The sequence below is a fragment of the Haloarchaeobius sp. HME9146 genome, assembly GCF_025399835.1.
Classification (GTDB): Archaea; Halobacteriota; Halobacteria; order Halobacteriales; family Natrialbaceae; genus Haloarchaeobius.
This window is the reverse complement of record NZ_JAODVR010000002.1, coordinates 178769-201828: the sequence shown is the minus strand read 5'-3', so window position 1 is coordinate 201828 and position 23060 is coordinate 178769. Positions and strand designations below refer to the sequence as shown.

Annotated in this window: 18 protein-coding genes; 10 read left to right on the top strand and 8 right to left on the bottom strand. The window is 62.2% G+C overall.

The features are described 5' to 3' along the window. Window positions 1-1014 precede the first annotated feature (1014 nt). From N6C22_RS18855 to N6C22_RS18830, 6 genes are all read left to right on the top strand, one after another. Window positions 1015-2199 carry a Xaa-Pro peptidase family protein gene (locus N6C22_RS18855; RefSeq protein ID WP_261652746.1) on the top strand — a complete coding sequence of 395 codons (1185 nt, stop codon included), beginning with the start codon at window positions 1015-1017 and terminating at the stop codon, window positions 2197-2199. A gap of 9 nt (window positions 2200-2208) precedes the next feature. After that, window positions 2209-3402, top strand: coding sequence for an FAD-binding oxidoreductase (locus N6C22_RS18850; RefSeq protein WP_261652745.1), 1194 nt, complete (start codon window positions 2209-2211; stop codon window positions 3400-3402). A gap of 142 nt (window positions 3403-3544) precedes the next feature. Next, window positions 3545-4723, top strand: a complete 1179-nt coding sequence (locus N6C22_RS18845; protein WP_261652744.1) for a PotD/PotF family extracellular solute-binding protein — start codon at window positions 3545-3547, stop codon at window positions 4721-4723. 87 nt (window positions 4724-4810) lie between these two features. Further along, window positions 4811-5905 carry an ABC transporter ATP-binding protein gene (locus N6C22_RS18840; RefSeq protein ID WP_261652743.1) on the top strand — a complete coding sequence of 365 codons (1095 nt, stop codon included), beginning with the start codon at window positions 4811-4813 and terminating at the stop codon, window positions 5903-5905. A gap of 7 nt (window positions 5906-5912) precedes the next feature. Beyond that, window positions 5913-6860, top strand: a complete 948-nt coding sequence (locus N6C22_RS18835) for an ABC transporter permease (protein ID WP_261652742.1) — start codon at window positions 5913-5915, stop codon at window positions 6858-6860. Then, window positions 6857-7699 carry an ABC transporter permease gene (locus N6C22_RS18830; RefSeq protein ID WP_261652741.1) on the top strand — a complete coding sequence of 281 codons (843 nt, stop codon included), beginning with the start codon at window positions 6857-6859 and terminating at the stop codon, window positions 7697-7699. The genes N6C22_RS18835 and N6C22_RS18830 overlap by 4 nt, the downstream gene beginning before the upstream one ends. A 493-nt stretch (window positions 7700-8192) precedes the next feature. Here N6C22_RS18830 and N6C22_RS18825 read toward each other — a convergent pair whose 3' ends face one another. Both N6C22_RS18825 and N6C22_RS18820 read right to left on the bottom strand, forming a co-directional pair. Then, window positions 8193-10295, bottom strand: coding sequence for an alpha-amylase family glycosyl hydrolase (locus tag N6C22_RS18825; protein ID WP_261652740.1), 2103 nt, complete (start codon window positions 10293-10295; stop codon window positions 8193-8195). Between the two features lie 230 nt (window positions 10296-10525). Further along, complete coding sequence (locus N6C22_RS18820) at window positions 10526-11533, bottom strand: Gfo/Idh/MocA family protein (protein WP_261652739.1); 1008 nt, start codon at window positions 11531-11533, stop codon at window positions 10526-10528. 100 nt (window positions 11534-11633) lie between these two features. On the opposite strand from N6C22_RS18820, the gene N6C22_RS18815 reads away from it, so the two are divergent. Beyond that, window positions 11634-12503 carry an ArsR family transcriptional regulator gene (locus N6C22_RS18815; RefSeq protein ID WP_261652738.1) on the top strand — a complete coding sequence of 290 codons (870 nt, stop codon included), beginning with the start codon at window positions 11634-11636 and terminating at the stop codon, window positions 12501-12503. A gap of 52 nt (window positions 12504-12555) precedes the next feature. Here the strand turns inward: N6C22_RS18815 and N6C22_RS18810 are convergent, their stop codons facing one another. Next, a complete protein-coding gene (locus tag N6C22_RS18810; RefSeq protein WP_261652737.1) occupies window positions 12556-14088 on the bottom strand; it encodes a PTS transporter subunit IIC in 1533 nt (510 codons plus the stop codon). A gap of 34 nt (window positions 14089-14122) precedes the next feature. Further along, the gene (locus N6C22_RS18805; RefSeq protein ID WP_261652736.1) at window positions 14123-15178 is read right to left on the bottom strand and encodes an alanine--glyoxylate aminotransferase family protein; all 1056 of its coding nucleotides are present in this window, start codon (window positions 15176-15178) and stop codon (window positions 14123-14125) included. Window positions 15179-15257: 79 nt separating this feature from the next. On the opposite strand from N6C22_RS18805, the gene N6C22_RS18800 reads away from it, so the two are divergent. The 3 genes from N6C22_RS18800 to N6C22_RS18790 all read left to right on the top strand — a co-directional run bounded on the left by N6C22_RS18800 (window position 15258) and on the right by N6C22_RS18790 (window position 18620). Beyond that, window positions 15258-16235: an AIR synthase family protein gene (locus N6C22_RS18800; RefSeq protein ID WP_261652735.1), complete on the top strand. Its 978-nt coding sequence runs from the start codon at window positions 15258-15260 to the stop codon at window positions 16233-16235. Window positions 16236-16310: 75 nt separating this feature from the next. Next, entirely contained in the window at window positions 16311-17024 is a 714-nt protein-coding gene (locus tag N6C22_RS18795) for a fumarylacetoacetate hydrolase family protein (protein WP_261652734.1), read from the top strand. A gap of 372 nt (window positions 17025-17396) precedes the next feature. After that, entirely contained in the window at window positions 17397-18620 is a 1224-nt protein-coding gene (locus N6C22_RS18790) for a site-specific integrase (RefSeq protein WP_261652733.1), read from the top strand. 104 nt (window positions 18621-18724) lie between these two features. Here N6C22_RS18790 and N6C22_RS18785 read toward each other — a convergent pair whose 3' ends face one another. From N6C22_RS18785 to N6C22_RS18770, 4 genes are all read right to left on the bottom strand, one after another. Beyond that, entirely contained in the window at window positions 18725-19174 is a 450-nt protein-coding gene (locus tag N6C22_RS18785) for a universal stress protein (protein WP_261652732.1), read from the bottom strand. A gap of 83 nt (window positions 19175-19257) precedes the next feature. Continuing rightward, window positions 19258-19611, bottom strand: a complete 354-nt coding sequence (locus N6C22_RS18780; protein ID WP_261652731.1) for a hypothetical protein — start codon at window positions 19609-19611, stop codon at window positions 19258-19260. Window positions 19612-19655: 44 nt separating this feature from the next. Next, a complete protein-coding gene (locus N6C22_RS18775) occupies window positions 19656-21332 on the bottom strand; it encodes a CRTAC1 family protein (protein ID WP_261652730.1) in 1677 nt (558 codons plus the stop codon). 47 nt (window positions 21333-21379) lie between these two features. Beyond that, on the bottom strand, window positions 21380-22687 hold the full coding sequence (locus tag N6C22_RS18770; RefSeq protein ID WP_261652729.1) for a hypothetical protein: 1308 nt from the start codon (window positions 22685-22687) through the stop codon (window positions 21380-21382). Between the last annotated feature and the right edge of the window lie 373 nt (window positions 22688-23060).

Genomic DNA, 23060 nt, shown 5'->3' with positions numbered 1-23060 from the left:
CGTGCGACCAAGAATCTTTGTCCGTTACGGTATCCATTCTCAGCATCGAGTAAGAAGGTTGGCGTTAGGCTGGAGGCGGCACGAAGGAGGCTGATCCGTCGACAGACGACGCCTGGTTCGTTCCTCGACATGGAAGCCCAAACAGTTCCTACCAAATCTACTAGGATGACTTTTATTTTAGATTTTATCCATAGTGGGAACCTGGTTCACTGCTCACATGGAGTTGGGACTAAATCTGCGATTGTCGCAATACTGGGTTTGAAGAGGAGTTCTAGGGCACTTTCAGAAATATTCTCTCGGGAAGAAATGAGTTAGTGGCATATCGCCAAGAAAAGGAGTGGAAACCGAGTTTTCACCGCCCAGAACCGCTTCAATGGCAGTTCTCAGTTATACTGGCTTCTGAATGTGCTGGATGAGAAAATGATTGGATATAAAATGATGTTATCATGTATCACAATGGTAGTTGATATAATTGGTTCCGAGTAATCCGTCAAGCACGCTCCCGTTCTCCTCGCCCTGGTCACCCCCGATTACAAGGATTAAAGTTACACTCATATTGGCGTAACACGATCCAGTAGCGAACGACCAGCTCGTTCGTCCGTCGGACTGCACACCGTCTCGATGACACGATCCGGGAAGATGGTTTATATCTATTCTCCCTGCACGAACGTGGATGCTCGGTTCGCACGAGAACGGGGACAGAGCATTTCCATCCGGGGTTTAGAATTGAGTATCAGTGTAGTGAATGTACCTCTTGTAGCGATTTATATACTACTTCGCCCGTGGTACCCGCAACAGACCAATTCAACAGCCAACCGAACCACCATTGGTAGACGTTGACAAGGACTCGTGCCCAGACATGCACTTCAATGTCTACGTCTCGTACCGCCACGGAGTGGAGACAGAAGAGGGCGGGGGGAGTCCCGACAGCCACACCTCTCGGTTCGACCAGGTTCCAGAGTGTCCGAACGGGGAGCCAAAGAATTATTAAAAGTCAGCAAATCATGGTGTGATATGGCACAACTAGCCAGGCGACCGTTTCCAGAAGCCGAGTATCAAGATCGTCTCCGTGAAACCCAACACCGGATGGAAGAGCGGGGACTCGACGTGTTGCTCGTCACCGACCCGGCGAACATGTACTACCTCTCGGGGTACGATGCGTACTCGTTCTACGTCCCACAGATCCTCATCGTCACGCCGGACCAGCAGCAACCCGTGTGGGTCGGGCGCGAGCAAGACCTGACGTGCGCCGTCGAGACGACCTGGCTGGACCGCGAGAACATCGTTCTGTACTCCGATGACTACGTCGACTCCGAGCTCCATCCGATGCAGCTCGTCGCTGACATGGTGACCGATTGGGGAGAAGCCTCCAAGACCATCGGGGTGGAGATGGACGCCTACTACCTCTCTGCACGGGCGTATCACGAACTCCGCAATGCGCTCCCCGACGCCACCCTCGAAGATACAACGAAGCTGGTGAACGAGGTCCGCATGGTGAAGAGCGACAGGGAAGTCGAGTACCACAGACAGGCGGCTCGTATCTCCGAACGCGCGATGGAGGTCGGTATCGAGACCATCGAGCCCGGAGTGAGGGAGTGTGACGCGGCTGCTGCGGTGCATGAGGCGCTCTACGCTGGTACCGAAGAAACCGGGGGTGAATACCCGGCAATTCCGCCGCTGATGCCGTCCGGGGAAGGAACCGGTTCCCCTCACCTCACCTGGACCGCGGACGAGTACGAGCGCGGGGAGCCAGTCATCCTCGAACTCGCCGGCGTCGTGAACCGGTACCACTCCCCGCTCACGAGAACGATTTTCCTCGGTGAACCGCCCGAAGAGGCACGTCGAGCTTCCAACGTCATCGTCAACGGACTCGATGCCGCACTCGAAGCGGTCGAGCCTGGCGTGACGTGTGAGGAGGTCGAGATGGCATGGCGCGAGGAGATCGCGGGGACGATGGTCGAGAAGGAGTCCAGAATCGGGTATTCGACGGGAATCGGCTATCCTCCGTCGTGGGTCGAGAAGACGGCGAGCATCCGGCCCGGGGACGAAACCGTGTTGCAGCCAAACATGGTGTTCCACATGATTCCTGGCGTCTGGTTCGACGACTACGGGATAGAGATCAGCGAGTCGTTCCTCGTCACCGAAGATGGTGCCGAAGTGCTCGCGGACATCCCTCGCGAACTCATCGTCAAGGAGTGAGTCTGAGCAATGAGCGCAGTACCTGAACTTCCAGCGGAGACGGACACCGTTATCGTCGGTGGCGGCGTCATCGGAACCAGTATCGCGTACTTCCTGGTCACGGAGACCGACCGAGACGTCACGCTCGTAGAGAAAGATTCGATCGCTGCTGGCTCGACGGGCGACTCGTCGGCCATCATCAGACACCATTACGGCGAGAAGGAACATTACACCCGGATGGCGCTGTGGAGTCACGAGTTCTACCGACGGTTCGAAGAGCTCGTCGGCGAACCCATCGCCTACGAGGAGTGCCCCCGCGTCGTGTTCGCCGAGGAAGGCTCGGACGACGCCGCCTACGCCGACGCCGGCTACGACATCCTTTCTCGGCTCGACGTTCCAACCGAACGGTACGAAGGCGAGACACTCGAAGCGGAGTTCCCGATGCTCTCACTCGACGAGTTCGACTTCGCAGTCAGCGACCTCACGGCCGCCTACTCGGACGGGACGGACGTAGCGTCCGGTTTCGCGCGCGCCGCTGCCGAGGAGGGCGCGACTGTCGTCACCGGAACGGAGGTCACCGACGTCGCCATCGACGAAGGGGAGGTAACCGCCGTCAAAACGGACGACGGGACGGCCGCCTGCGAGGAACTCGTGCTTGCTGCGGGCCCCTGGACGCCGCAGCTCGCGGAGATGCTCGGAATCGACGTTCCAGTAACCCCCTCGCGGGAACGGGTGATATTGCTCGACCCCGACGAGGAGTTTCACGACAAGTACCCGGAGAGCGTTCCCATCGCCGGACTCCCGGGCGGGTACTACATCCGCCCCGAATTCGGTGACAGCGTGTTGATGGCGACCCATCACTCCGGCGAGAAGGTCGACCCCGACCGGTATCAGAACGCTCCGGACCAGTCGACGCTCCTAGAACTCCACGAAACCGTCGCGGAGTACGTTCCTGATCTGGATGATGCGGGCGTTCAGGGTCGGTACAGTGGGGTCTACTCGAACAGTCCGGACCACGACTTCATCCTGGACGGATGCGGGCCCGATGGCTGTTACGTCGCGTGTGGCTTCTCAGGCCACGGCTTCAAACAGGCACCGGCAGTTGGTCGCGTGATGACCGACCTCCTGGACGCCGGGGAATCGGACCTCGTGGACCTGGATTTCTTCTCGCTTTCGCGATTCGAGACGAGCGAAGCGGGACACGGCGGCGGCATCGCATACTAGTTCGGTTCAGGAGCGAGCCCCGTTCCGGAATCCCGTTTTCGGTACTGTTAGGGTTGTATAGTCAAGCGGTTCTGGCAGTTCCGGCCGGAACCATCTCCGCTGTGCCCAAATTTTATATGTATGCAACAAGCCATCATGAGACATGGTGGCAAATGGTGCAAACTCAGACAGTGAACCGAACTCCTCGCGGAGAGGATTCCTGAAAAGCGCAGGTCTCACAGCCACGGTAACCGCCGGACTCGGCGGATGTCTCGGTGGCGGCGGCAGCGGTGGTTCCGGTAGCACCGACAGCAACGGGACGACCGTCGGAACCGCCGGGGACAAGCTCGCGGACAAGATCACGTTCTACTCGACCGGCGGGTCGTGGGCCCGAAAGATGGACGAAGCGTTGCTCAAGCCGTTCCAAGAGGAGACCGGCGTGACGGTGAACCTCCAGACGTACGGTAATCCGAGCACGATGCTCTCGAAGATCAAGGCGGGCCAGGCCGACGTCGATGCCATGCTGATGACGGACCCACCGCTCTATCAGGGCATCGTGGATGACATCTGGGCACCGCTTCGGACCAAGAACATCCCGAACATCGACCGCCTCCGCACCCTCAAACCGAGCGAGGTCCCGTACGACCAGGGAGAGGAGATACATCACGTTCCGAATACGTACGGAGCCTACGGACTGGTGTACAACACTAACGAGGTCTCGAGTGAACCCAAAAAGTGGGAGGATATCTACAACAGCAACCTCAAAGGGAACCTCTCGTTGAGCCAGTTCACTTCATCGGTCGTCGGAACCGCGGCACTCGACCTCGGCTACGACATCAACGAGTTCGCATCCGACGACGCGAAGGTCGAGGATGTCTGGAACCGCGTGAAGAAACAGCACGAGCACTCCTACCAGTGGTGGGACTCGGCGACGACCGCACAGCAGCTCTATACGAACAACTCCGCACTGGCTGGCAACTTCTGGGTCGGGCGGACGCGGGTCCTCAACAACGAGAACGACGTCCCGGTGAAATACACGCTTCCGGAGGACGGGGCAGTTGGCTACGCGAGCGTCTGGGCAGTCAACTCCAACATCGACGACCCCAAACGCTACACGTGCGAGCGGCTGCTGAACTACGTCCTGGCCGATGAACCGTCTCGCCGGCTGGCAGAGATAATCAGCTACGCACAGGCGAACGAGATATCCAACCCACCCGAGTCCTACAAGACCATCCCGGACAACCAGCATCCCGACCGCATCAAGCTCTGGGACCAGGAAGTGTTCAGCAACAACCAGAAGGAGTGGTCACAGAAGTTCCAACAGATCGCCCGGAGCAACTGATAGTTGGATGAGAAGAAGTGCTGCACGTCCACCGCACCGGATCGAGACAAAGAATAACATAGCAGCAGGTTGTGTGACCATACGACAATGACGGAACCAGCCATCGAGGTTCGCGGTCTCACCAAGGAGTTCGGTGAGACGCGTGCTGTCGACGACGTCTCTTTCGAGATCGAGGAAGGCAAGTTCTTCTCCCTGCTCGGACCGAGCGGCTGTGGGAAGTCGACCACCCTGCGCATGCTCGCGGGCTTCGAAAAGCCGACCGACGGCGGCGTCTACATCGACGGGGAAAAGGTGAACGACGTTCCGCCATACAACCGTGACGTCGGGATGGTCTTCCAGAGCTACGCGTTGTTCCCGCACAAAACCGTGGGGGAGAACGTCGGCTTCGGCCTCAAGATGGAGGGCGTGCCGGCCGACGAACGGCGGGAACAGGTCGCCGACATCCTCGACCTCGTCGGACTCCCCGGAACCGAGGACCGGTCCCCAACCGAACTCTCCGGTGGGCAGCAACAACGCGTCGCGTTGGCCCGTGCGCTCGTCATCGAACCTGAAGTGCTGTTGCTCGACGAACCGCTTTCGAACCTGGACCTCAAGCTGCGCAAGGAGATGCAGTTCGAACTCAAGCGAATCCAGGAGACGCTGGGCATCACGACGGTGTACGTCACTCACGACCAGGAGGAGGCGTTGGCCATGAGTGACGAGCTGCTCGTGTTGAACGACGGGCAGGCCGAACAGATCGGCTCACCCACCGAGGTGTACAACGCGCCCACGAATACGTTCGTCGCCGACTTCATGGGGGAATCGAACATCTTACCCGCCCAACTCGACGACGCAGCGGGCGAAACCGTCTCGGTCGCCCTGACCAACGCGGAACAGGACCCCATCCAGCTCTCCCGCGCTGCGGTGCCCCGAAACCAGGACCTGAACGGCGATGAGGTCGCCCTGTCGATTCGGGCGGAGGACCTCACGCTCGCGGACTCCGCGACCGAAAACAGGGCCTCCGTCGACGGGACGATCAAGACGAAGACCTTCCAGGGGAAGGTGACGACGTTCCTGGTCACCGTGGGCGACGAAGAGGTCCAGGTCGACGTGAGCGATAGCGAATTCCGTGAGCGCTTCGAGGTGGGCGACACCGTGAGCCTCACGTGGGACACGAACGATTGCCTCGTCCTCGACAGGTGATTCACGCATGAGCCATCCATCAACCGACACCGACGGCGGGCTGGTTTCGACCGTCTCGGACACCGTGTTCCGCCTCAACCAGTTCATCAGGCAGCGCCAAAATGGGTCCGCGACGGCGCAGTTGTCGATCGGGCTGGCGATGTTCCTGCTGTTCGGCTCGTCGATCGCCATCATCGTATTCTACAGCTTCCTCAGGCAGGCACCACCACAGGGGGCGTACGAGTTCACATTCCAGAACTATCGCGAGTTCCTGGCCAACGGGTTCTACCGCGTGGTCCTCTGGGACTCGCTCGTCATCGCGGTGAAGTCGACGCTCGGCGCACTGCTGTTCGGATACCCTGTGGCTTACTTCCTCGCGTTCACCGAGAGCGACCGGAAGAACCTGCTATTGCTCCTTATCATCCTCCCGTTCTGGATAAACCTCGTCATCAGGACGTACGCGTGGCGACTCATCCTCGGGAACAAGGGCATCATCAACTGGTTCCTGGTCGATATCCTGGGTGTTCTGAACAGTCCGGCGAACCTGTTGTTCTCGCAGAACTCCATCGTGCTCGGGTTGCTCCACATCTTCCTCCCGTACATGATACTGCCAATCTACGTCTCGCTCGACAACATCGACCGCTCGCACATCGAGGCTGCCCAGAACCTCGGGGCGAACAACGCACAGGCGTTCTACGAGGTGACGCTTCCCCAGAGCATCCCCGGAGTCGCGGCGGGGGTCGTTCTCTCGTTCGTGCTCGGTTTCGGCGCGTTCGTCGTGCCGCTCTTGCTCGGTGGGACCCAGAACCTCATGATAGCGAACACCATCGGGTCGACGTTCATCGAACTGTTCAACTGGAGTCTGGGAAGCGCCATCGCGATCTCTGTCACCGTCTTCGTGCTGGCGTTCGTCTTCATCTTCAACTCCATCGTTGGGCTGGAAGAGCTCTATGACGACGGGGGGTCGGCACAATGAACGGTGTTCACCGAATCCTGGAACGAGTGGAGGTCTCGGACCAGAACAGTGGTCGGCTCCTGCGGTGGTTCACGTACGGGATCTACCTGTTCCTGTACGCACCCATCGCCATCGTGATGTTGCTGTCGTTCACCACTAACCGCGTCCCGTCCTTCCCGATTTCGGGGTTCACGTTGGACTGGTACGCACAACTGCTCCCGCCGAACCACGACGAGCAAATCGTGAACGCTCTCATACAGAGCTTCAAGATCGCGACCCTGTCGTCCATCGGGTCCGGCATCGTCGGGACCCTCACCGCGCTGGGGATGGTCCGGAGTGACTTCAACTCCCGGCTACTCAACTCACAGGTCCTCAATACGCTGTTCCTCTCCCCCATCGTCGTCCCGTGGGTCGTGACCGGTATCGCCATGCTGACCCTGTACAACCTCATCGGTATCCAGGGGACGTTGTTCTCGGTGATCCTCGGGCACATCCTCGTCACGATGCCGTTCGTCATCATGGTCGTCTCCTCTCGGCTGTACGGGTTCGACCGCGAACTCGAGGAGGCAGCCAAGAACCTCGGGGCGTCCGAGCTCCGCACCTTCTACGAAGTGACGTTCCCCCTGATACTGCCGGGTATCATCGCAGGGATGTTGTTCGCGTTCACCATCTCGTTCGACAACTTCACCCAGACGTTCTTCTGGGTCGGGACGGACACCCAGACGCTCCCGATAGTCATCTACTCGAAGATTCGGACGGGACTCGACCCGACGATTAACGCCATCGGGACGCTTATCGTCCTGTTCTCGCTCCTCGTAGCGCTCGCCGCCGAGAAGTTATCGGCGCGCGTCGTCGAGTGAGTCACTGTCTTTCTCGACTTTCGTTCCCTGTTCAATCTTGGTCACGAACGCCGAGGAACACAAACAACATCTTGTAGTGATACTGATTTTGTTGATAGGTTTTAATTCATGTGTATATCGGAACAGCCCACCCGAAAACCCCTCTGTTGGTAGAATAGCACCGCTTTTGCGAATTTGAGATAGATTTACTGGAAACTATGCTGTTCAACAGTGGTGTTCTCGAATTTGAAGCCACTGATTGTAGGTCTGCACACATCCCAGGTATTTTTGGTGAATGCGCGATTTTTAGGTAGTATGGAAGATTAAGTTGGATGAATATCGAATACAGCTAGCTCCAGCAACAGGCCATACACTAAATGACATAGAGAATATATTTTAACTGTATTTTACTTTTATTGTCAAATTTGGTTGTTCGCGTTACTACTCGTGACGCGGTATCTCATGCGAAACATAGCCACTGGAAGCACGGCGAAACGGTAGAGAGCTCCAGCGGTCAGTCCGCCCGCAGGACCAGCACATCGTCGACGGACACCTCGACCCCATCGTCGACTGGTGTCCGGGTCACTTCGTCGCCGGTGACGAGGTCAGTTCCCTCAACCCCCTCACCGACAGTCACGGTCGCGGTGCCCTCACCGAAGTGGAGAAGGACCAGCACCCGCTCGTCGCCGTCGTCCCGAGCGAACGCGACCGCCTCGGTCGTCTCGGCCACATAGTCGACACGTTCGACCGTCCCCTCACGGAGAACTGCGTGCTCGTCACGGGCTCGGCTGAGCCGCCGGTGGTAGTCCGTGAGCGCGGTGTCCCCATCGTGCCAGGCCATCGGCCCGCGGTACTCCGTCATGCCGCGCTCCTGTCCGGCATAAATCATCGGCGCGCCGGGGAGCGTGAACGTCGCGGCGGCGGCAGCGCGCAGGCCGTGCTCGCTACACTCGTCGACGTATCGGTCCTCGTCGTGGTTCTCGACGTAGCGCATGTGAACCGAGCGGTCCGGGAAGCCCGCGTGCTCGATGTGGTCCAGGGCGTCGAGGATGGCGGTGGCCGGGGCATCGCCGGTCCCGATATCTCGCAGCACGTAGTAGAGCGACGTGTCGTAGTGCGCGTCGAACTCCTGGTCGTGGTAGTCCGGGTCGTGTGGAATCGTCTCGTCGAGCCACCCGAAGTCTGGATGGTGCTCGTTGACGCGCTCTCGAGTCTCCTTCCAGAAGCCGTGTGGGACGCCCCAGGCCACGTCGCACCGGAATCCATCGACCACGCCGGCCCATTCGTCGACCACGTCGAGGAGGTGTGACCGGACGGCGAGCGATTCGAAGTTGAAGTTCGGGATGCGCTTCCAGTTGAAGTAGCGTTCGGCGCGCTTGTCGGATTCTCCGGGGCCCCGGGACCGCGGGCTCGGCTCCTCGTTCGGGGTGAAGGCGTCTGCGCGCTCCTCCCAGACGTACCAGTCCTCGTATTCGGGCACGCCCGCAGCGCTCATCTGGAAGAAGGGGTGCTCGCGGTCGGAGTGGTTGATGACGAGGTCGAACATGACCGTCATCCCGCGGTCGTGGGCCGCCTCGACGAAGGACTCGAACTCCTCGCGGGTGCCGAGGTCGTCGGCCAGCTCGAAGAAGTTCGTGATGTGGTAGCCGTGTTCCGTCGGACTCTGGAGGACGGGCGTGAGCCAGATACAGTCGATTCCGAGCGAATCGATGTAGGGGAGTCGTCGTTCGAGTTCCTCGAAGGTCGTCGGGGGTCGCTTACCGGCGAACGACCGGACGAATATCTCGTAGATGGTCGCGTCCTGCAGCCACTCGGGGGCTTCGTTCGGATAGTGGAGAGAGACGGACCCCTCGCTGCTGTCCTCCACGCGGATGTCGACCACGTCGGGCACACTGTGTCGTTCGCCGACTGCGACCGCGTGAATGCGAGCGCGCTCGCCGACCGCGTCGAGGGGGACCCTCGCGGTGGTCCCGTCCGTCTGGAGGTCGCTATCCGAGACGGCGTCGCGGTCATCCGGGTAGAACTCGACTGAAATCTCCTCGTCCTCGAACTTGCTCGCGGGTGCAGCGGCGGTGACTGCACTCACGACGACCGCGTCGTCTTCGACGCTGGCGTCGAGTCGGAGTTTCGGTCGGCCGGGACCGGGCACCTCGTGCATGCCGCCTGGAACCCAGAACGAACCGGGGGCGGTGAACCCGAAGCGGTGCAGGCCCGGCGAGAGTCGCTTCTCGATACCGACCATGCCGTCCTCGACCGTCGGCTGGTCCACGCCGAGGATGTGTTCGTTGAACAGCCCGATGACGGAGACGTCGTCGAGCTCGTCGGCGTCACGGGGGAACTCGTCCAGGGGGTACTCCAGCCGTGTCTCTTTTCGGTCGTCCGGAAAGACCCGAACCGTGAGTTCGTGGGTCCCATCCGGCGCGTCGAGTGCGATCCGATAGGTGCCGGGCGCGTCGGGGTCGAAGTCGAGGACTGCGCCATCGCCGAGGGTGGTCGTGCTTTCTGCTGGCGCGTCCACGACTCGCCAGTCGTAGTCGCCGCCCGGGTCGGGGTCTCGGGGCGCGAGTTCGACAGGGTCGCCGACCGTCGTGAACCGAGGGGGGCCAGGATGGTGCATCGTACACCGAGGCACGGTTTCGCTCCCCATAACGGTATTCAGAAGGTATCTTCAGTGGCTTCCAGGTTCTCGGTGAACCGCGTTCGTCGTCGGTTTCCGGAGTTAGTCCGGGACGCTCCTGATACAGGCCCGCTGGACCCCCGACTACCTCGTGAGGAAACTGGGGGCGGTATCGAACGAGAACCGACCGTCCGCCGACGTTGTGAAGAAATCTTCTGGAACCGTCGTCCCTACTCGGAGATGTCGAGGTCGACGCTGACCCTCTCGCCAGTTCGTGCCGATTCGTAGGCGGCCTCGGTGACCGCAGTCACCGCCAGCGCGTCGCGGGCCGTCGCCGGTGGGGTCTCGCCGTGGACGATGGCGTCGATGAACGCCTCCGCCCGGTTGCGGTTCTCGACGCCCTCGGTCGATGGGGACACCTCCGTCCCGTCCGGTTCGACGACGGAGACCTCACGTTCGTCCCAGTCGGTCCCGTCGATGCGGACGCCGCCGTCGTCGCTCCAGAGACGGATGTGTTCGCTTACCCGCGGTGAGTCGCCGGAGACGGAGAGGCTCGCGACGCACCCGTTCTCGAACGTCACATTGAGGACGGCCTGGATATCGACACGTTCGGCCTCGTCCTCGTACACCATCTCGGCCGAGACCGAATCAGGGACCAGGCCGGTGGTCCAGAGGACGGCGTCGACGAGGTGACTCCCGGTATCGTAGAGCTGACCACCGCCGCTGAGGTCGGGGTCGTGCCGCCACGTCCCGCCGGTCGCCGCGAGCCAGTTCTGGGTGATCTCCGCGGTGATGAACTTCGGCTCGCTGCCAGCGAGTTCGTCTCTGGCCAGCATGAACGCCGGACTGAGGTGGCGCTGGTAGCCGACCATGAGGATCGTGTCGCGCTCGTCGGCGCGCCTGACCAGGTCTTTCGCGTGACCGAGGTCGGTGGTCAGGGGCTTCTCGCACATCACGTGGAGGCCCGCATCCATCGCGGCCGTGATCATCTCGTAGTGGAGCGTATGGGGTGTCGAAATGACGACGGCGTCGATGTCCGCCTCGGCGAGCATCTCCTCGTAGTCCTCGTATCGCGACTTGGCCGGGACGCCGAACTGGTCGCCCGCCCGGTTTCGGTTCTCCTCGCTCACGTCGGCGATGGCGGCTATCGACGCAGCCTCGACCTCGGCCAACTGTTCGCCGAAGAACGTGCCGAACCCACCCGTCCCGATGATGCCAGTGCTGATTGGGGCTGTCATTCTGATACCGGAGATTGGGGACAGCGCGCAATAAGGTTCAGCAGAAGTTTTCTTCGGTCCAGAGGGACAGGTTCAGGGGACTGCTCGCCGAAGAACGGGTATGGAAGAGCGCACCGGCGACGTGGACGCGGCGGAGGCAGCAGCCGCGCTGGGCGCGCTCGCGGACGAGGCACGCATCGACATCCTGCTCGCACTCTGGCAGTCCGACCCGCTTGGATTCGCCGCGCTCCAGGAGGCGGCAGGCTTCGAGGACAGCGGCCGGTTCAACTACCACCTCGACAAACTCGTGGCTCGATTCGTCACCAAGACCGACGACGGGTACCACCTCACCCCGGCCGGGGCCAAGGCGGTCGACCTGGTCCTCGACGAACGGTTCGGCCCGACTCCAGCCCCCATCGACGAACCGGCTGGCGCGAACTGCCCCGAATGCGGCACCGAGCTCCACGCGACCTACGAAGATGGCGACCTCGAACTCGGGTGCCCCGCGTGTGAGACCCTGGTCCACTACGGCTATTTCCCCCCGCGTGGCCGGGCAGCGCGTAACGCCGATGACTTCCTCGATGCATACTCCCAGCGACTCTGGCGCGACTTCACGCTCGCCCACCGCGGAGTCTGCCCACACTGTAGCGGCAGGATGCAGACGACGGTCGATGCGGACCCCGGCTGGTACATCGACTACGCGGCCACGAGCAGCTGCGAGGACTGCGGCAGCACCGTCGGCTCGACCATCGGACTCCGGTTGCTTTCGGACCCCGAAGTCGTCTCGTTCCTCGGTGACCACGGAATCTACGTCGACGACCGCCGGTTCTGGACGTTCGATTTCTGCCTCGACGATGCAGGGGTGACCGTCGCTTCGACCGACCCACCGCGGTACGTCGTCCCCATCGACGCTGGCGATGAGACGCTGGCGGTCACGGTCGACGAGACCGCAACCGTGGTCGAGACGGCGAGGCGGCGACCCAGACACTAACGACTACCTGTCGCCGGCTCGTCGAGACGTTCTCTCTCGCCAGACTGGACAGTCAATCGTCGGTTTCGGCAGGTGCGACCACCGTCTTCCGTTCGACCCCGTCACTGGACTCCGTATCGAAATTCGCGGCCACCTGAGCGGGCATGTGTCTCGTCCACCGGTAGCACCCGTACGCGAGCACGACGGAGCCCACGCCCGCAAGCACGACCGCTTCGCTGACGCCAGCCGAGAGTCCGAGCGGGCTGAACAGTCCGAGCGACCACCAGTGGCCGCCAGCACTGAGAGCGGAGACGAGTTCGGAACCGTTCGTATCGACCGTCTGCAGACCACCAGTCGCGGTCCCGATCTCGGTGATATACGGCGCGAGGACGGTACTCGCGACCGTCACGATGGTCGTCATGATGCCGCCGCCGATGACGGTGCGGACGAGGTTCCCCCGGCTGATCGCGGCGGCCCACATGCAGAATATCGGCAAGACGACCAGGTCTGCCAGCGGCATGACGACGATACCGGGGATGAACGCGAGACCCAGCGCATAAGGGATGAGCAAGAGTCCGGCCACGACCGCGGTCGTGTCGGCGAACACGATGGCTCCGGCGTCGATGCCGATGACGACCGTGTCGCCACCGAATCGGTCGCTCTCGTTGACCCGGGTGGACGCCTTTTCGACGACGGGGTCGAGGCCGTCGACGAGGAACTCGACCATCTCGGGGAGGATGGTCAGCAAGCCAGCGACGTAAACCGCGGTTCGGAAGCCGTCCATAGGTGGCTGCTGTGCGAGGAGACTGATGAACAGGCCGACGAGGAAGCCGAGCAGGACCGGTTCTCCAAGGACGCCGATTCGCTCCTCGATAGCCTCGGGGCTGACCTCCAGCGACCCGATGACTGGGAGCGCCCGCAGACAGCGGTCGATGGCGAAGACGAACGGGGCCTGCAGGACGCTCTGCGCGTGGGGAAGGCTCGTCCCCGGAATCCCGAAGTACGCTTGTCCAAGTTCGGCTGTCCAGTCGGCGAGCCGAAGGACGACGATTTCGGTGACGACCGCAGCAAGGAGTCCGAGCACCCAGCTACCGGTGATGACGTAGACGATGGCCGCGTTGAGCGCCCACTGCCAGTAGTTCCAGATGTCCGCATCGAGGGTTCGAGTCCAGCCGAGCGCGAGCATGATGAGGTTCACGCCGAGCCCGAGCGGGATGATGAGCGCGGTCACGCCCATCGCCCAGGCGAAGCCGGAGACCGGTGCCCAGCCGATGTCGAGTCCGACGAGGTTCAGATTCCAGACCGTCGCGAGTGCCTGGACCGTCTGTGCAATCGGTCCCAGGACGAAGTCCAGGAGCGCGAAGATACCGACGAAGGCGACGCCGACGAGCAGGCCGGAGCGAACCGCGCTGAGAACTGGCAAGCCCACGACGACGCCGAGGAGGAACACGATGACCGGCATGAGCAACGCCGGACCCATCGCCGAGAACAGCGACTGCACCTGCTCCAGAAGCTGGACGCCACCGTCTGCCTGCAGCAATAGCTCGGGGGCGAGCGACAGCGTCGAGAACGCTTCGCGAACCAGCCTGCCCGACAAATCGTACACGGGCTAACTCACAAGGAGCCGAGTAAAAAGCTACCTACTCCGTCAGAACCTGCTCCAGCGCGTCCATCACCTGCTCGACCTTCTCGACCTTCGCGTTGTAGCCCATGTGCCCGACGCGGAGGATGTCGTCCGCAAGGTCACCGAGTCCGGTCGAGAGGACGATGTCGTGCTCCTCCTCGAGTTCGTGCTGGACGGTCGCTGCCTCTCCGGGGAGGTGGAACGCCGTCACCGTCGGTGCGCTGCGCTCGGCATCGGGGTACAGGTCGAGCCCGAGCTCTGCCCCGCGTTCGCGGCAGCGGGCAGCCGCGGTCTCGTGGCGCTCGTACACCGAATCGATACCTTCGTCCAGCAGCATCGACAGCGATTCGTCGAGCGCGGCGACGTTGGCGACGAGGTGGGTGTAGGGGAACATGTCGCTGGTGTCGCGCCACGGGAGCAGGTTGGTGTAGAGCGAGTTCGGGTCGCGCTCCTCTGTGACCGCCCAGGCGCGGTCGCTGACGGCGACCGTCGTCAGTCCCGGTGGCGAACTGAACGCTTTCTGGGACGCGCCGAGATTGATGTCGATGTGCTCGCTCGGGACGGGCGTCCCACCGAGCGAGGAGACGGCGTCGACCACGGTCAGCACGTCGTGTTCGTGGCACAGTTCGAGGACGGGCTCGATGTCGTTTAGCGTGCCCGTCGGGGTCTCACAGTGGACCATGGTCGCGACCTTGTAATCACCGTCGTCGAGGGCCGCCTCGACGGCTTCGACGTCCAGGGGGTCGGTGTAGTCGGCCCCGACGAGCGTGGGGTCCCCGCCGTAGTTCTCGACGAAGTCGGCGAAGCCGTCGCCGTAGAGCCCGTTCGAGATGCACAGCACCTCGTCGCCCAGGGCGACCGTCGAGGCGATGGCCGCTTCGAGTCCGAGGATACCCTCGCCACCCATGACGATCACGTCGTCGTCGTCGGTTCCGTAGACGGTCTGGAGGTTCTCGCAGACGTCGTCGTACATGTCGAAGAAGGCCTGCTCCACGTCGGGGTTCGGCATCGGGTCGCTCATGCGGTCTCGAACCCGCGGGGGAACGGCCGTCGGACCGGGTGTCATCTGCATAGAGAGCCGTTGTCGGTACGGTCGCTTCAACCCAGCGCTCGACGGAAGGCACAAAAGCACACCACACACAGAGGAGGACATGAGCAAACTCTCGCCTGCGGACCTCGACCGCTACATCTTCTCGCGGACGGGCGCGGCCAACGAGGACCTGCTCGTCGGCCCCGGCTACGGGGAGGACGCAGCGGCCATCGCCACCGACGAGGGAACCATGGTCGTCAGCACCGACCCCATCTCGCTCGCGGCGGAACGCATCGGGACGCTCGGTGTCGCCATCGCGAGTAACGACGTCGCCGCCTGCGGTGGCGTTCCGGAATGGCTCGTGAGCACCATCCTCCTCCCGGACCCGGACGTCGACCTCATCGACGACATCACCGCCCAACTCGACGACGAGGCCAGCCGGCTGGGAATCTCCATCGTCGGTGGACACACGGAGACGGTTGCCGGGCTCGCCCGCCCGTTGCTCTCGTTGACCTGCATGGGCCCGACCGACCGGTACGTCCCGACCTCCGGGGCGGAGCCAGGGGACGTCGTGATACTCACCAAGGGTGCCGGTATCGAAGCGACTGCCGTCCTCGCGACGGACTTCCGCGCCGACCTCACCGAGCGCGGCGTCGAATCCGAAACCATCGACCGCGCGACAGGGTTCTTCGACGACATCAGCGTCCTCCCCGAAGCCGCGGTCCTCGGGTCGGTCGCGACGGCGATGCACGACCCGACCGAAGGCGGTGTGCTGAACGGACTGGTCGAACTCGCCTGCGCGTCGGCGGTCCGGCTCGACGTGTCGCGAGGGGACGTCCCGGTCCGGCCGGAGACGCAGACGCTGTGTGATGCGATGGCTGTCGACCCGCTCCGGGTGCTCGGCTCGGGTGGGATGCTCGCGAGCGTCCCCGAAGCGAAGGCCGAGCAAACGCTCTCGGCGCTGCGGGCGGAAGGAATCGAGGCGAGCATCGTCGCCACGGTCGACGAACCGGCAGCCGAGGACGAGATCGGCGTCTACGCCGACGGCGAGCGCTTCACCGGCGGCGTCCGTGACGACATGTACGACCTCTGGGACTGAACTGGACTGGGCTGCGCGATTCCGGAGCGATTTCGGTCCAACGATTACTAATCACGTCGGTTCGATACTCCAAGTATGCGAATCGCACGACTTTCCACACCGGACGGCCCCGTCGAGGGGCACTACGAGGACGGAGTGATTCACGCCGCGGATGGCGACTACGAGGTCGGCGTCGACGGTGAGTTGCTCCCACCCTGTGACCCGTCGACGCTGTACTGTGTCGGTCGGAACTACGCCGAGACGCTGGACCAGATGGAGTACGAACGACCGGACGAACCCGACTTCTTCATCAAACCCCGGACCTCGCTCGCGGCACACGAGCAACCGATTCCCTATCCCGAGTTCACCGACGAGCTGACCTACGCTGGAGAACTCGCAGCGGTCATCGACGAGCGCTGCCGGGACCTCTCTGTCGATGAAGTTCCCGAAGTCGTTCGCGGCTACACCATCATGAACGACCTCGACGCGCTCGACCAGCAGGGGCGGACCGCTCGGAAGGCGTTCGACCGGTCTGGCCCACTCGGCCCGTGGCTCGAGACGGACGTCGACCCGACCGACATGGACATGTGGACCGACGTCGGCGGGGAGCGACGACAGGAGGCGAACACCGAACTGATGCTGTTCGGGCCGCACGAGATCCTCTCGTATCTCTCGAAGCGATTCACGTTCCAGCCGGGAGACGTCATCGCGTTCGGAAGTCCTGCGAACCCGGGGCTGGTCGACCCGGGTGAGACGGTCGAGATCCACTACGAGGGGGTCGGCACCCTTCGGAACACCATCGTCGAGTAATCCAGCCACATCACTTCGACGTTCGGAATACTGCTTCTCGCTCGACTCCGGAGAAATTCCGGCTATCGACCGTACGAACCTGGCTTCTCCAGCAGTGCTGACGCAGTGTCGTCTCAGAGCGGTTCAGCCGATTTGCTATAGCGTCATAAGGTTTATATAGGGGCTGTGTGGGCTGTTCGTGGGCTCAGACTCTCGAATTCGGGCGAATCGGGGAAAACACATCGTGGTCATGATTACTCTGATAATCACGACCAGATTGAAGTACCTCCGCGCTGTCGGTGAAGCACGAATGCCACATCCGCCACAATCGACGGCGTGCCCCCGGAAGAGAGCCAGCAGCAGCGCTATCGCGGATTCACGGAGGGGCGGCCGATGAGAGGGCGAGGCCCGTCGACACCGCTCGCCGAGACGTTCGAGCGCTACCTCCAGGACAAGGGCAAAGGGCGCGGCGGCTCTGGTGGGAACTACCGACGAAACGCAGCCCGCGAACTCGAGCGCTTCGCGGCGTGGGCGGCCGGCGACCACGGGAGCGATTCCTGGGCCGGCATCGTCCCCCGGGATGCAGACCGTGAGCCGACGTTCGACGACATCGACGAACGGGTGTTCCGCGAGTACGCACGACATCTCACGGGAGACCGCGGTCTCAAGCAGAACACCGTCAAGACGTACTACGCCTACGTCTCGGCCTGGTGTGGCTGGTGTGTCAACGAGGGCTACCTCGGGTCGCACTACGCCCAGCGAGCGAGTGCGACCGCACCCCTCCCCGAGGACGACGGCAGGAAACCCGGCGACCAGCAGTCCTGGACACCGGACCAGCGACACGCCTTCACCCGCTACGTCGACGAACAGGCCCGAACCGCAATCGAGTCGTTCACCGGCCTCGATACCGAGTCCGACCGACAACGAGAACGGTACGTCGCATTGCGAGCCGCCCGAGACCGCGCCCTCGTCTTCATCCTCGCGTACACGGCCGTCCGCGTCGGGGAGCTCCTCCGGGACCCGAACGACCCACGTCGACGCGGCGTTCGGTGGGAGGAGCTCGACCTCGAGGACGGAAGCATGGAGGTCTACCGGAAGAAACAGCAGTGGGACGCAGCGAGTCTCCCAGACCCGGTCATCGCGCCACTTGAGTCCTACCGGAGACTCATGGACCCGCCATCGGACCGGTGGCCGGTGTTCCCGACCTTCGACCAGCGAACGCTCGCCGAGCTGGTTCGTGACGAACTCGCCGACCGAGGGCACCGTCCAGCTGCTATCGACGAACGACGCGATGGGTACGCCCGTGACCTCCTGCTGGCGCTCGATGCGGATATTCGGCCCCCATCGTTGACCACCGATGGCGCTCGGTCGCTCCTCAAGCGATTGACCGACGAAGCGAACATCGAGATCACCGACCAGAAACACGACTATCTCGCTCCCCACGGTGGGCGGCGTGGCATGGGGGAGGTCCTCGTGCGCGCGTTTGGATACACCGTCGCCGCCCGCTATCTCGACAATTCCGAAGAGATGGTGCGTGAGCGGTACTCGCACATCGAGGCCGGAGAACTGGGCGATGTTGCGACTGAAGCACTCGAAGCAATCGACAGGGACACGTGACTGTAGTCGCTGTCGGCCGCCATCGGATCCCTGGCCGCCGGTGGTAGCAGGACCGTTGCCGGTGCTCTGAGCCTGCGACCCACCGGCTCCGTCGATTCTGTCGCTCAGCGGGTCGAAAGCGTCACGTACCCGTCGAAGTTCAGGGCGACCTGCTGTGCGACGTCCCCGAAGAGCGCCTTCCCGGTCGGAGAACGCCGCTCCCCCAGGACGAAGACGTGGTCACAGTCTCGCTTGTCCGCGACGTCGAGTAGCGCCTTCGCCGGCCTGTCAGTCACCCGAGCGACCACAGTAGTCTCTATGTCGTCCGGAATCTGGTCCCCGGCGAACGCCTCGATGTCCGCAACTGCGCCGTCGAGCACGGTGTTGCTGTCGTAGTTCGTGTTCTCACTTCGCCCGATAGACTCCAGTGTCTCCGCATCGTCTTCGAACTGTTTCTCCGTCATCGTCGTCAACAGGACGAGATCCGCCCCTGCACCGACGGCGTGTTCGACCGCTTCCGACAGTAGACGACGATGGTCGTCGCTCTCCTCGATGAGTACTAATCCTCGGTCCATCTTTATCCAAGTGGCCACTCATGCTACATAAATCCATCGAGGAACCGTGCGGGGTCCCTTCATCAGCTACTGACCGGACTGTCCTATTCTCCCGCTTCCACACCCTGGGAGTCGAGGATGTCGACGAACCGGTTCGCGAACTCGACCGTCCGCGTCGGGAGACCGTAGCGGTCCGTCTCCATGTCGAGGTCACGGAGCCCAGCGACCAGTTCCTCGGGGTGTGACATCGTCGTCACCGTCTCACGGACCTCGACGGTGAGTGCCCCATCGTCCGTCTCGAGCCAGGGTTGTGTGCTCTGTGTGTCGTCGTACTCGATGGTGTACGTCTCCCCACCGACGATGTCGACGATGTCGTCGACTGCACCGATTTCGACCCTGTCACCCTCGGAGACCAGGAAGAGCGTCCCATCCACGCAGTCAGGTTCGTACCGTCTCATGGTCTGCGTGTTCGGGGGACTGGGTGTTAATTCCCCCGGCTCAGTCAGTGCAGGTGTTGTCCCGAAGTCGATGGGCTGTCGAGGCGAGCTGCCTCTTCGGAGTCTTCCTCGTCTCTCTGCCAGTCCGCAACGACCGATAGTCCGTCTTTCGTGATTCTCACGTGCTGGTTCGCATCGACGTTCTCGAACGTCCGCGTCGTGCCATCCGGGAAGGTCACCGTCAGGTCGACCTGGTCGTGTCCACCCAGTCCGACGTGGGAGACACGACTCTCCTGTGAGAGGAAGTCCGACTGGACGGTCTGCTGGACCACGGTTGTTCGAGCGGACGTCGAGACTGTGACTTCTGCACCGTACACGGTCGACCCCTGCGCATCGGCTACCCGGAACTCGATACTGTTCGCATCAGCACCCACGTTCTCGTAGAGTTTCACGTCACCATCGTACGGGGCGACGACCACGTCGCGGTCGCCATCCCGGTCGTAGTCGAGCGTCACGAGCCCGCGTCCGTCTTGCTCGCCCAGGTTCCGCTCGCTGGCGTCGAGGTTCTCGAACGCGTCGCCCTCGCGCTCGAACAGCATCGGATAGGTGTAGTGTGGGTTCTCACGGTCGAGGCGGACCACGTACTGCGTCGCGTGAATCAGGTCCCGGTCGCCGTCGTTGTCGAGGTCGCTCAGACTCGCAGCCCATCCCCACCCGCCCTGGCGGACGCCGAAGGAGACTGCCCGGTCGTGAAGCTCGCCAGACCCATCGTTGAGCATGAGCGTGTTCCCTTTCGTGCGGCCAGACTGTATCACGTAGCTGAACAGGAACCGGAACCGTTCCTGGCGTTCTTCGTCACCCACCTCGTCGAGGGGGAGGTAGATGTTCGTCGTGAACACGTCCTGTGCCCCGTCGCCGTTCACGTCGGCGATCTCTGACGACATCCCGTTCCGAGACGTGTTCCCACGCAGTGGTCGCTCCTCGAACGTCCCGTCTCCATTGTTGACGTACACGGTGTCGGTGTTGAAGTCGTTCGCGACGTGGACGTCGGGCAGTCCATCACCGTTCAGGTCGACGAAACTCGCCGCGAGGCTCCAGCGGTGTGACTCACTCAGGCCCGAGTTCTCGACGCGTTCGAAGCCATCGCCGGTGTTCTCGTAGAGGACGTTCGGGTGACCGTTGTCCTCCCGGACGACCTTGTGCAGGCTGAAGTAGCCCTCCGGCTTGGTGGTCGCCCAGTCACCCGACTGATAGACCAGCAGATCGAGGTCGCCGTCACCGTCGTAGTCGTCCGCGGTCGCACCCATCGGGTACGCGAGCGAGCCGAAGTCCATCGATGCCCGCTCGAACTCTCCGCCATCGTTGTGGAACAGCACGGGCTCGTCGTGGGACCGGAGCAACAGCAGGTCCTCCCACCCGTCGCCGTCGTAGTCGAAGAAGAGTGCACTCTTGACCGAGTCACCGACGGAGAAGTTCCTGACGCGACTGAACTCACCCCCGGTGTTCCGGAACAGTACTGGATTCTCCCCGCCGACGGCCAGGATGTCTTGCCAGCCGTCACGGTCGTAGTCCGCGACGTACACACCGTCGTCTCCGTTGCCTGCACCGCCCCCGTCCGTCCGGTACTCGAGGCCGACCTCGTCGGTCCGGTCCCGGAATTCTATCGTCGTGTCGAGGTCCGCACCGGAACTCGTCAGACCAGTACAGCCGGCACTCGCGACCAGCAGGAACACCACCGACACCACAGCCCATTGCTTCCGAGACCACGGAAGTCGTGTCGTGAGTCCCGTCATCGGTTGCTCGGAAGGGCTCTGTCTGCGCGCGGTGGGACGAGGTAGGTGCTCCGCGACCGGGTGCCGAGGTAGTCGACGATGCCGTGCCGGTCGTCCGGTACATCGTGGTCGTACTCGTCGATGTTCATCGCCCTTCGCACGTCCACGAACTTCTGGGTGTCCGTCTGGATGGACGAAAAGTTGAACGAGGAGCCATCGACGTCGTCGGTCGCGACCCCCTCTGAGCGGCGGAGAATCTTCGTCTGGAAATCGTCGTCCCTGGCAGCGGCCACCTTCTGGGCGTGCCCGACGATTCCATGCTCGGCTGCCAGTTCGTCCATGTTCTCGACGTCCGATTCCCTGATACCGCTGTGGTCACCCATCCGGTCACCGATGTCGCCCACCTCCTCGTAGTCGTGAGCCGGACAGTACATCTCCTTCAATCGGTCCCGGTGAGACTGCTCGTACCAGTCATCGAGTTCGGTCTTGATGCGGGAGACGACGAGTGTGGTCCCACCGGCGAACGGACCCGAGGTCAGCGTCGCCATTTCCTCCGGGGGCAGGCTGTTGTCGAACCCTGCGCGAAAGCCCATCGAGAGCGGTGCATCCTCGGGGATGTTCTCGTTGTCGAGTTCCTGGGCCGGTCGGCCTTTCCCGATGACACCTGATCGGCGCGTCGTCACCTCGAACACACCGGTCAGTCGATTCTCGACTTCGAGCCCGTTGAGCGTCTCCTTCTCACCGAACAGCGCCTGCTCGGCCGCGAGGAGGATAGAGGCGAAATCGCTATCTAGCAGCAACATCGCGTCGAACTCTGCTGCCAGACCGGGGTCCTCACCGAGTTCATCCAGTATCTCCTCGGGCGGCTGCAGTCCGTCGACGTCGATGTCGACCTGCGTCAGGTAGCGGGGTGCATAGCCGAGCATGAACAGCAGCCCGTTGTTGACACTGCCACTCGTGTTGAGGCCGCTCCCCCACTGGAAGGCACGTTCGAGTCCCCGGAGCGCATTCTCGACCTGTCGTCGCTCGGACTCGGTCGGTGGGATGGAGCCTTCGTAGCTGAGCCCGAGGAGCAACTGATGCTGACTCTGGGTCGTCGTTCCGTGGACGCTGTTCACCAGATACTCGTCCCAGGCGTGCTGCCGCTCGGGGAGCTTCGAGCGATCTTCGGTCCCACGGGGATAGTCCGGAGACGTCGTCGTCTTCCCGTCGTCGGGTGGTCGCTCGAACTCCTGGCAGGCCGCGAGTGCGTTCGCGCCACCGATGGCGAGGGCAGCTCGAACGAGCGACCGCCGTGAGAGTCCGCGAGAACTATTGGCAGGCATACTACTATAATTTACAATCAAGTTATAAAAATGTTTTTGCTGGCATGAGACTGGTCACCTGAACTGTACCCGTCTGTCACGACCGGTTCCCGGTTCCAGATATCCCCCACTCAACTGTGATGGCGATTTGTCTTGTATGAGCCCAAAGAGAAAATCATCGTGATTCAGTGCGGCCTCTATGGGGCAGATACTAGAGGAAGTACTCTGGAAATAGTAGTATCAGTTCCATAATGGGTACTCGAGGGTCAATTCCCAGATAGCCTTCCTACCGAGAGAGACAGTCACGTCAGCCAGCTCCTGTCCGCGCACCACTCCTACCAGCGGTCGTTACAGAGATATCTGTGTAACACCACCACCAGGGCACCATGTTACA

What these genes read in the sequence shown, in the direction of transcription:
- N6C22_RS18850 (WP_261652745.1), top strand. Translation starts at nt 2,209, where the DNA reads ATGAGCGCAGTACCTGAACTTCCAGCGGAGACGGACACCGTTATCGTC.
- N6C22_RS18790 (WP_261652733.1), top strand. Translation starts at nt 17,397, where the DNA reads ATGAGAGGGCGAGGCCCGTCGACACCGCTCGCCGAGACGTTCGAGCGC.
- N6C22_RS18800 (WP_261652735.1), top strand. Translation starts at nt 15,258, where the DNA reads ATGAGCAAACTCTCGCCTGCGGACCTCGACCGCTACATCTTCTCGCGG.
- N6C22_RS18780 (WP_261652731.1), bottom strand. Translation starts at nt 19,611, where the DNA reads ATGAGACGGTACGAACCTGACTGCGTGGATGGGACGCTCTTCCTGGTC.
- N6C22_RS18805 (WP_261652736.1), bottom strand. Translation starts at nt 15,178, where the DNA reads ATGCAGATGACACCCGGTCCGACGGCCGTTCCCCCGCGGGTTCGAGAC.
- N6C22_RS18815 (WP_261652738.1), top strand. Translation starts at nt 11,634, where the DNA reads ATGGAAGAGCGCACCGGCGACGTGGACGCGGCGGAGGCAGCAGCCGCG.
- N6C22_RS18770 (WP_261652729.1), bottom strand. Translation starts at nt 22,687, where the DNA reads ATGCCTGCCAATAGTTCTCGCGGACTCTCACGGCGGTCGCTCGTTCGA.
- N6C22_RS18825 (WP_261652740.1), bottom strand. Translation starts at nt 10,295, where the DNA reads ATGCACCATCCTGGCCCCCCTCGGTTCACGACGGTCGGCGACCCTGTC.
- N6C22_RS18785 (WP_261652732.1), bottom strand. Translation starts at nt 19,174, where the DNA reads ATGGACCGAGGATTAGTACTCATCGAGGAGAGCGACGACCATCGTCGT.
- N6C22_RS18835 (WP_261652742.1), top strand. Translation starts at nt 5,913, where the DNA reads ATGAGCCATCCATCAACCGACACCGACGGCGGGCTGGTTTCGACCGTC.
- N6C22_RS18855 (WP_261652746.1), top strand. Translation starts at nt 1,015, where the DNA reads ATGGCACAACTAGCCAGGCGACCGTTTCCAGAAGCCGAGTATCAAGAT.
- N6C22_RS18820 (WP_261652739.1), bottom strand. Translation starts at nt 11,533, where the DNA reads ATGACAGCCCCAATCAGCACTGGCATCATCGGGACGGGTGGGTTCGGC.
- N6C22_RS18840 (WP_261652743.1), top strand. Translation starts at nt 4,811, where the DNA reads ATGACGGAACCAGCCATCGAGGTTCGCGGTCTCACCAAGGAGTTCGGT.
- N6C22_RS18795 (WP_261652734.1), top strand. Translation starts at nt 16,311, where the DNA reads ATGCGAATCGCACGACTTTCCACACCGGACGGCCCCGTCGAGGGGCAC.
- N6C22_RS18845 (WP_261652744.1), top strand. Translation starts at nt 3,545, where the DNA reads ATGGTGGCAAATGGTGCAAACTCAGACAGTGAACCGAACTCCTCGCGG.
- N6C22_RS18830 (WP_261652741.1), top strand. Translation starts at nt 6,857, where the DNA reads ATGAACGGTGTTCACCGAATCCTGGAACGAGTGGAGGTCTCGGACCAG.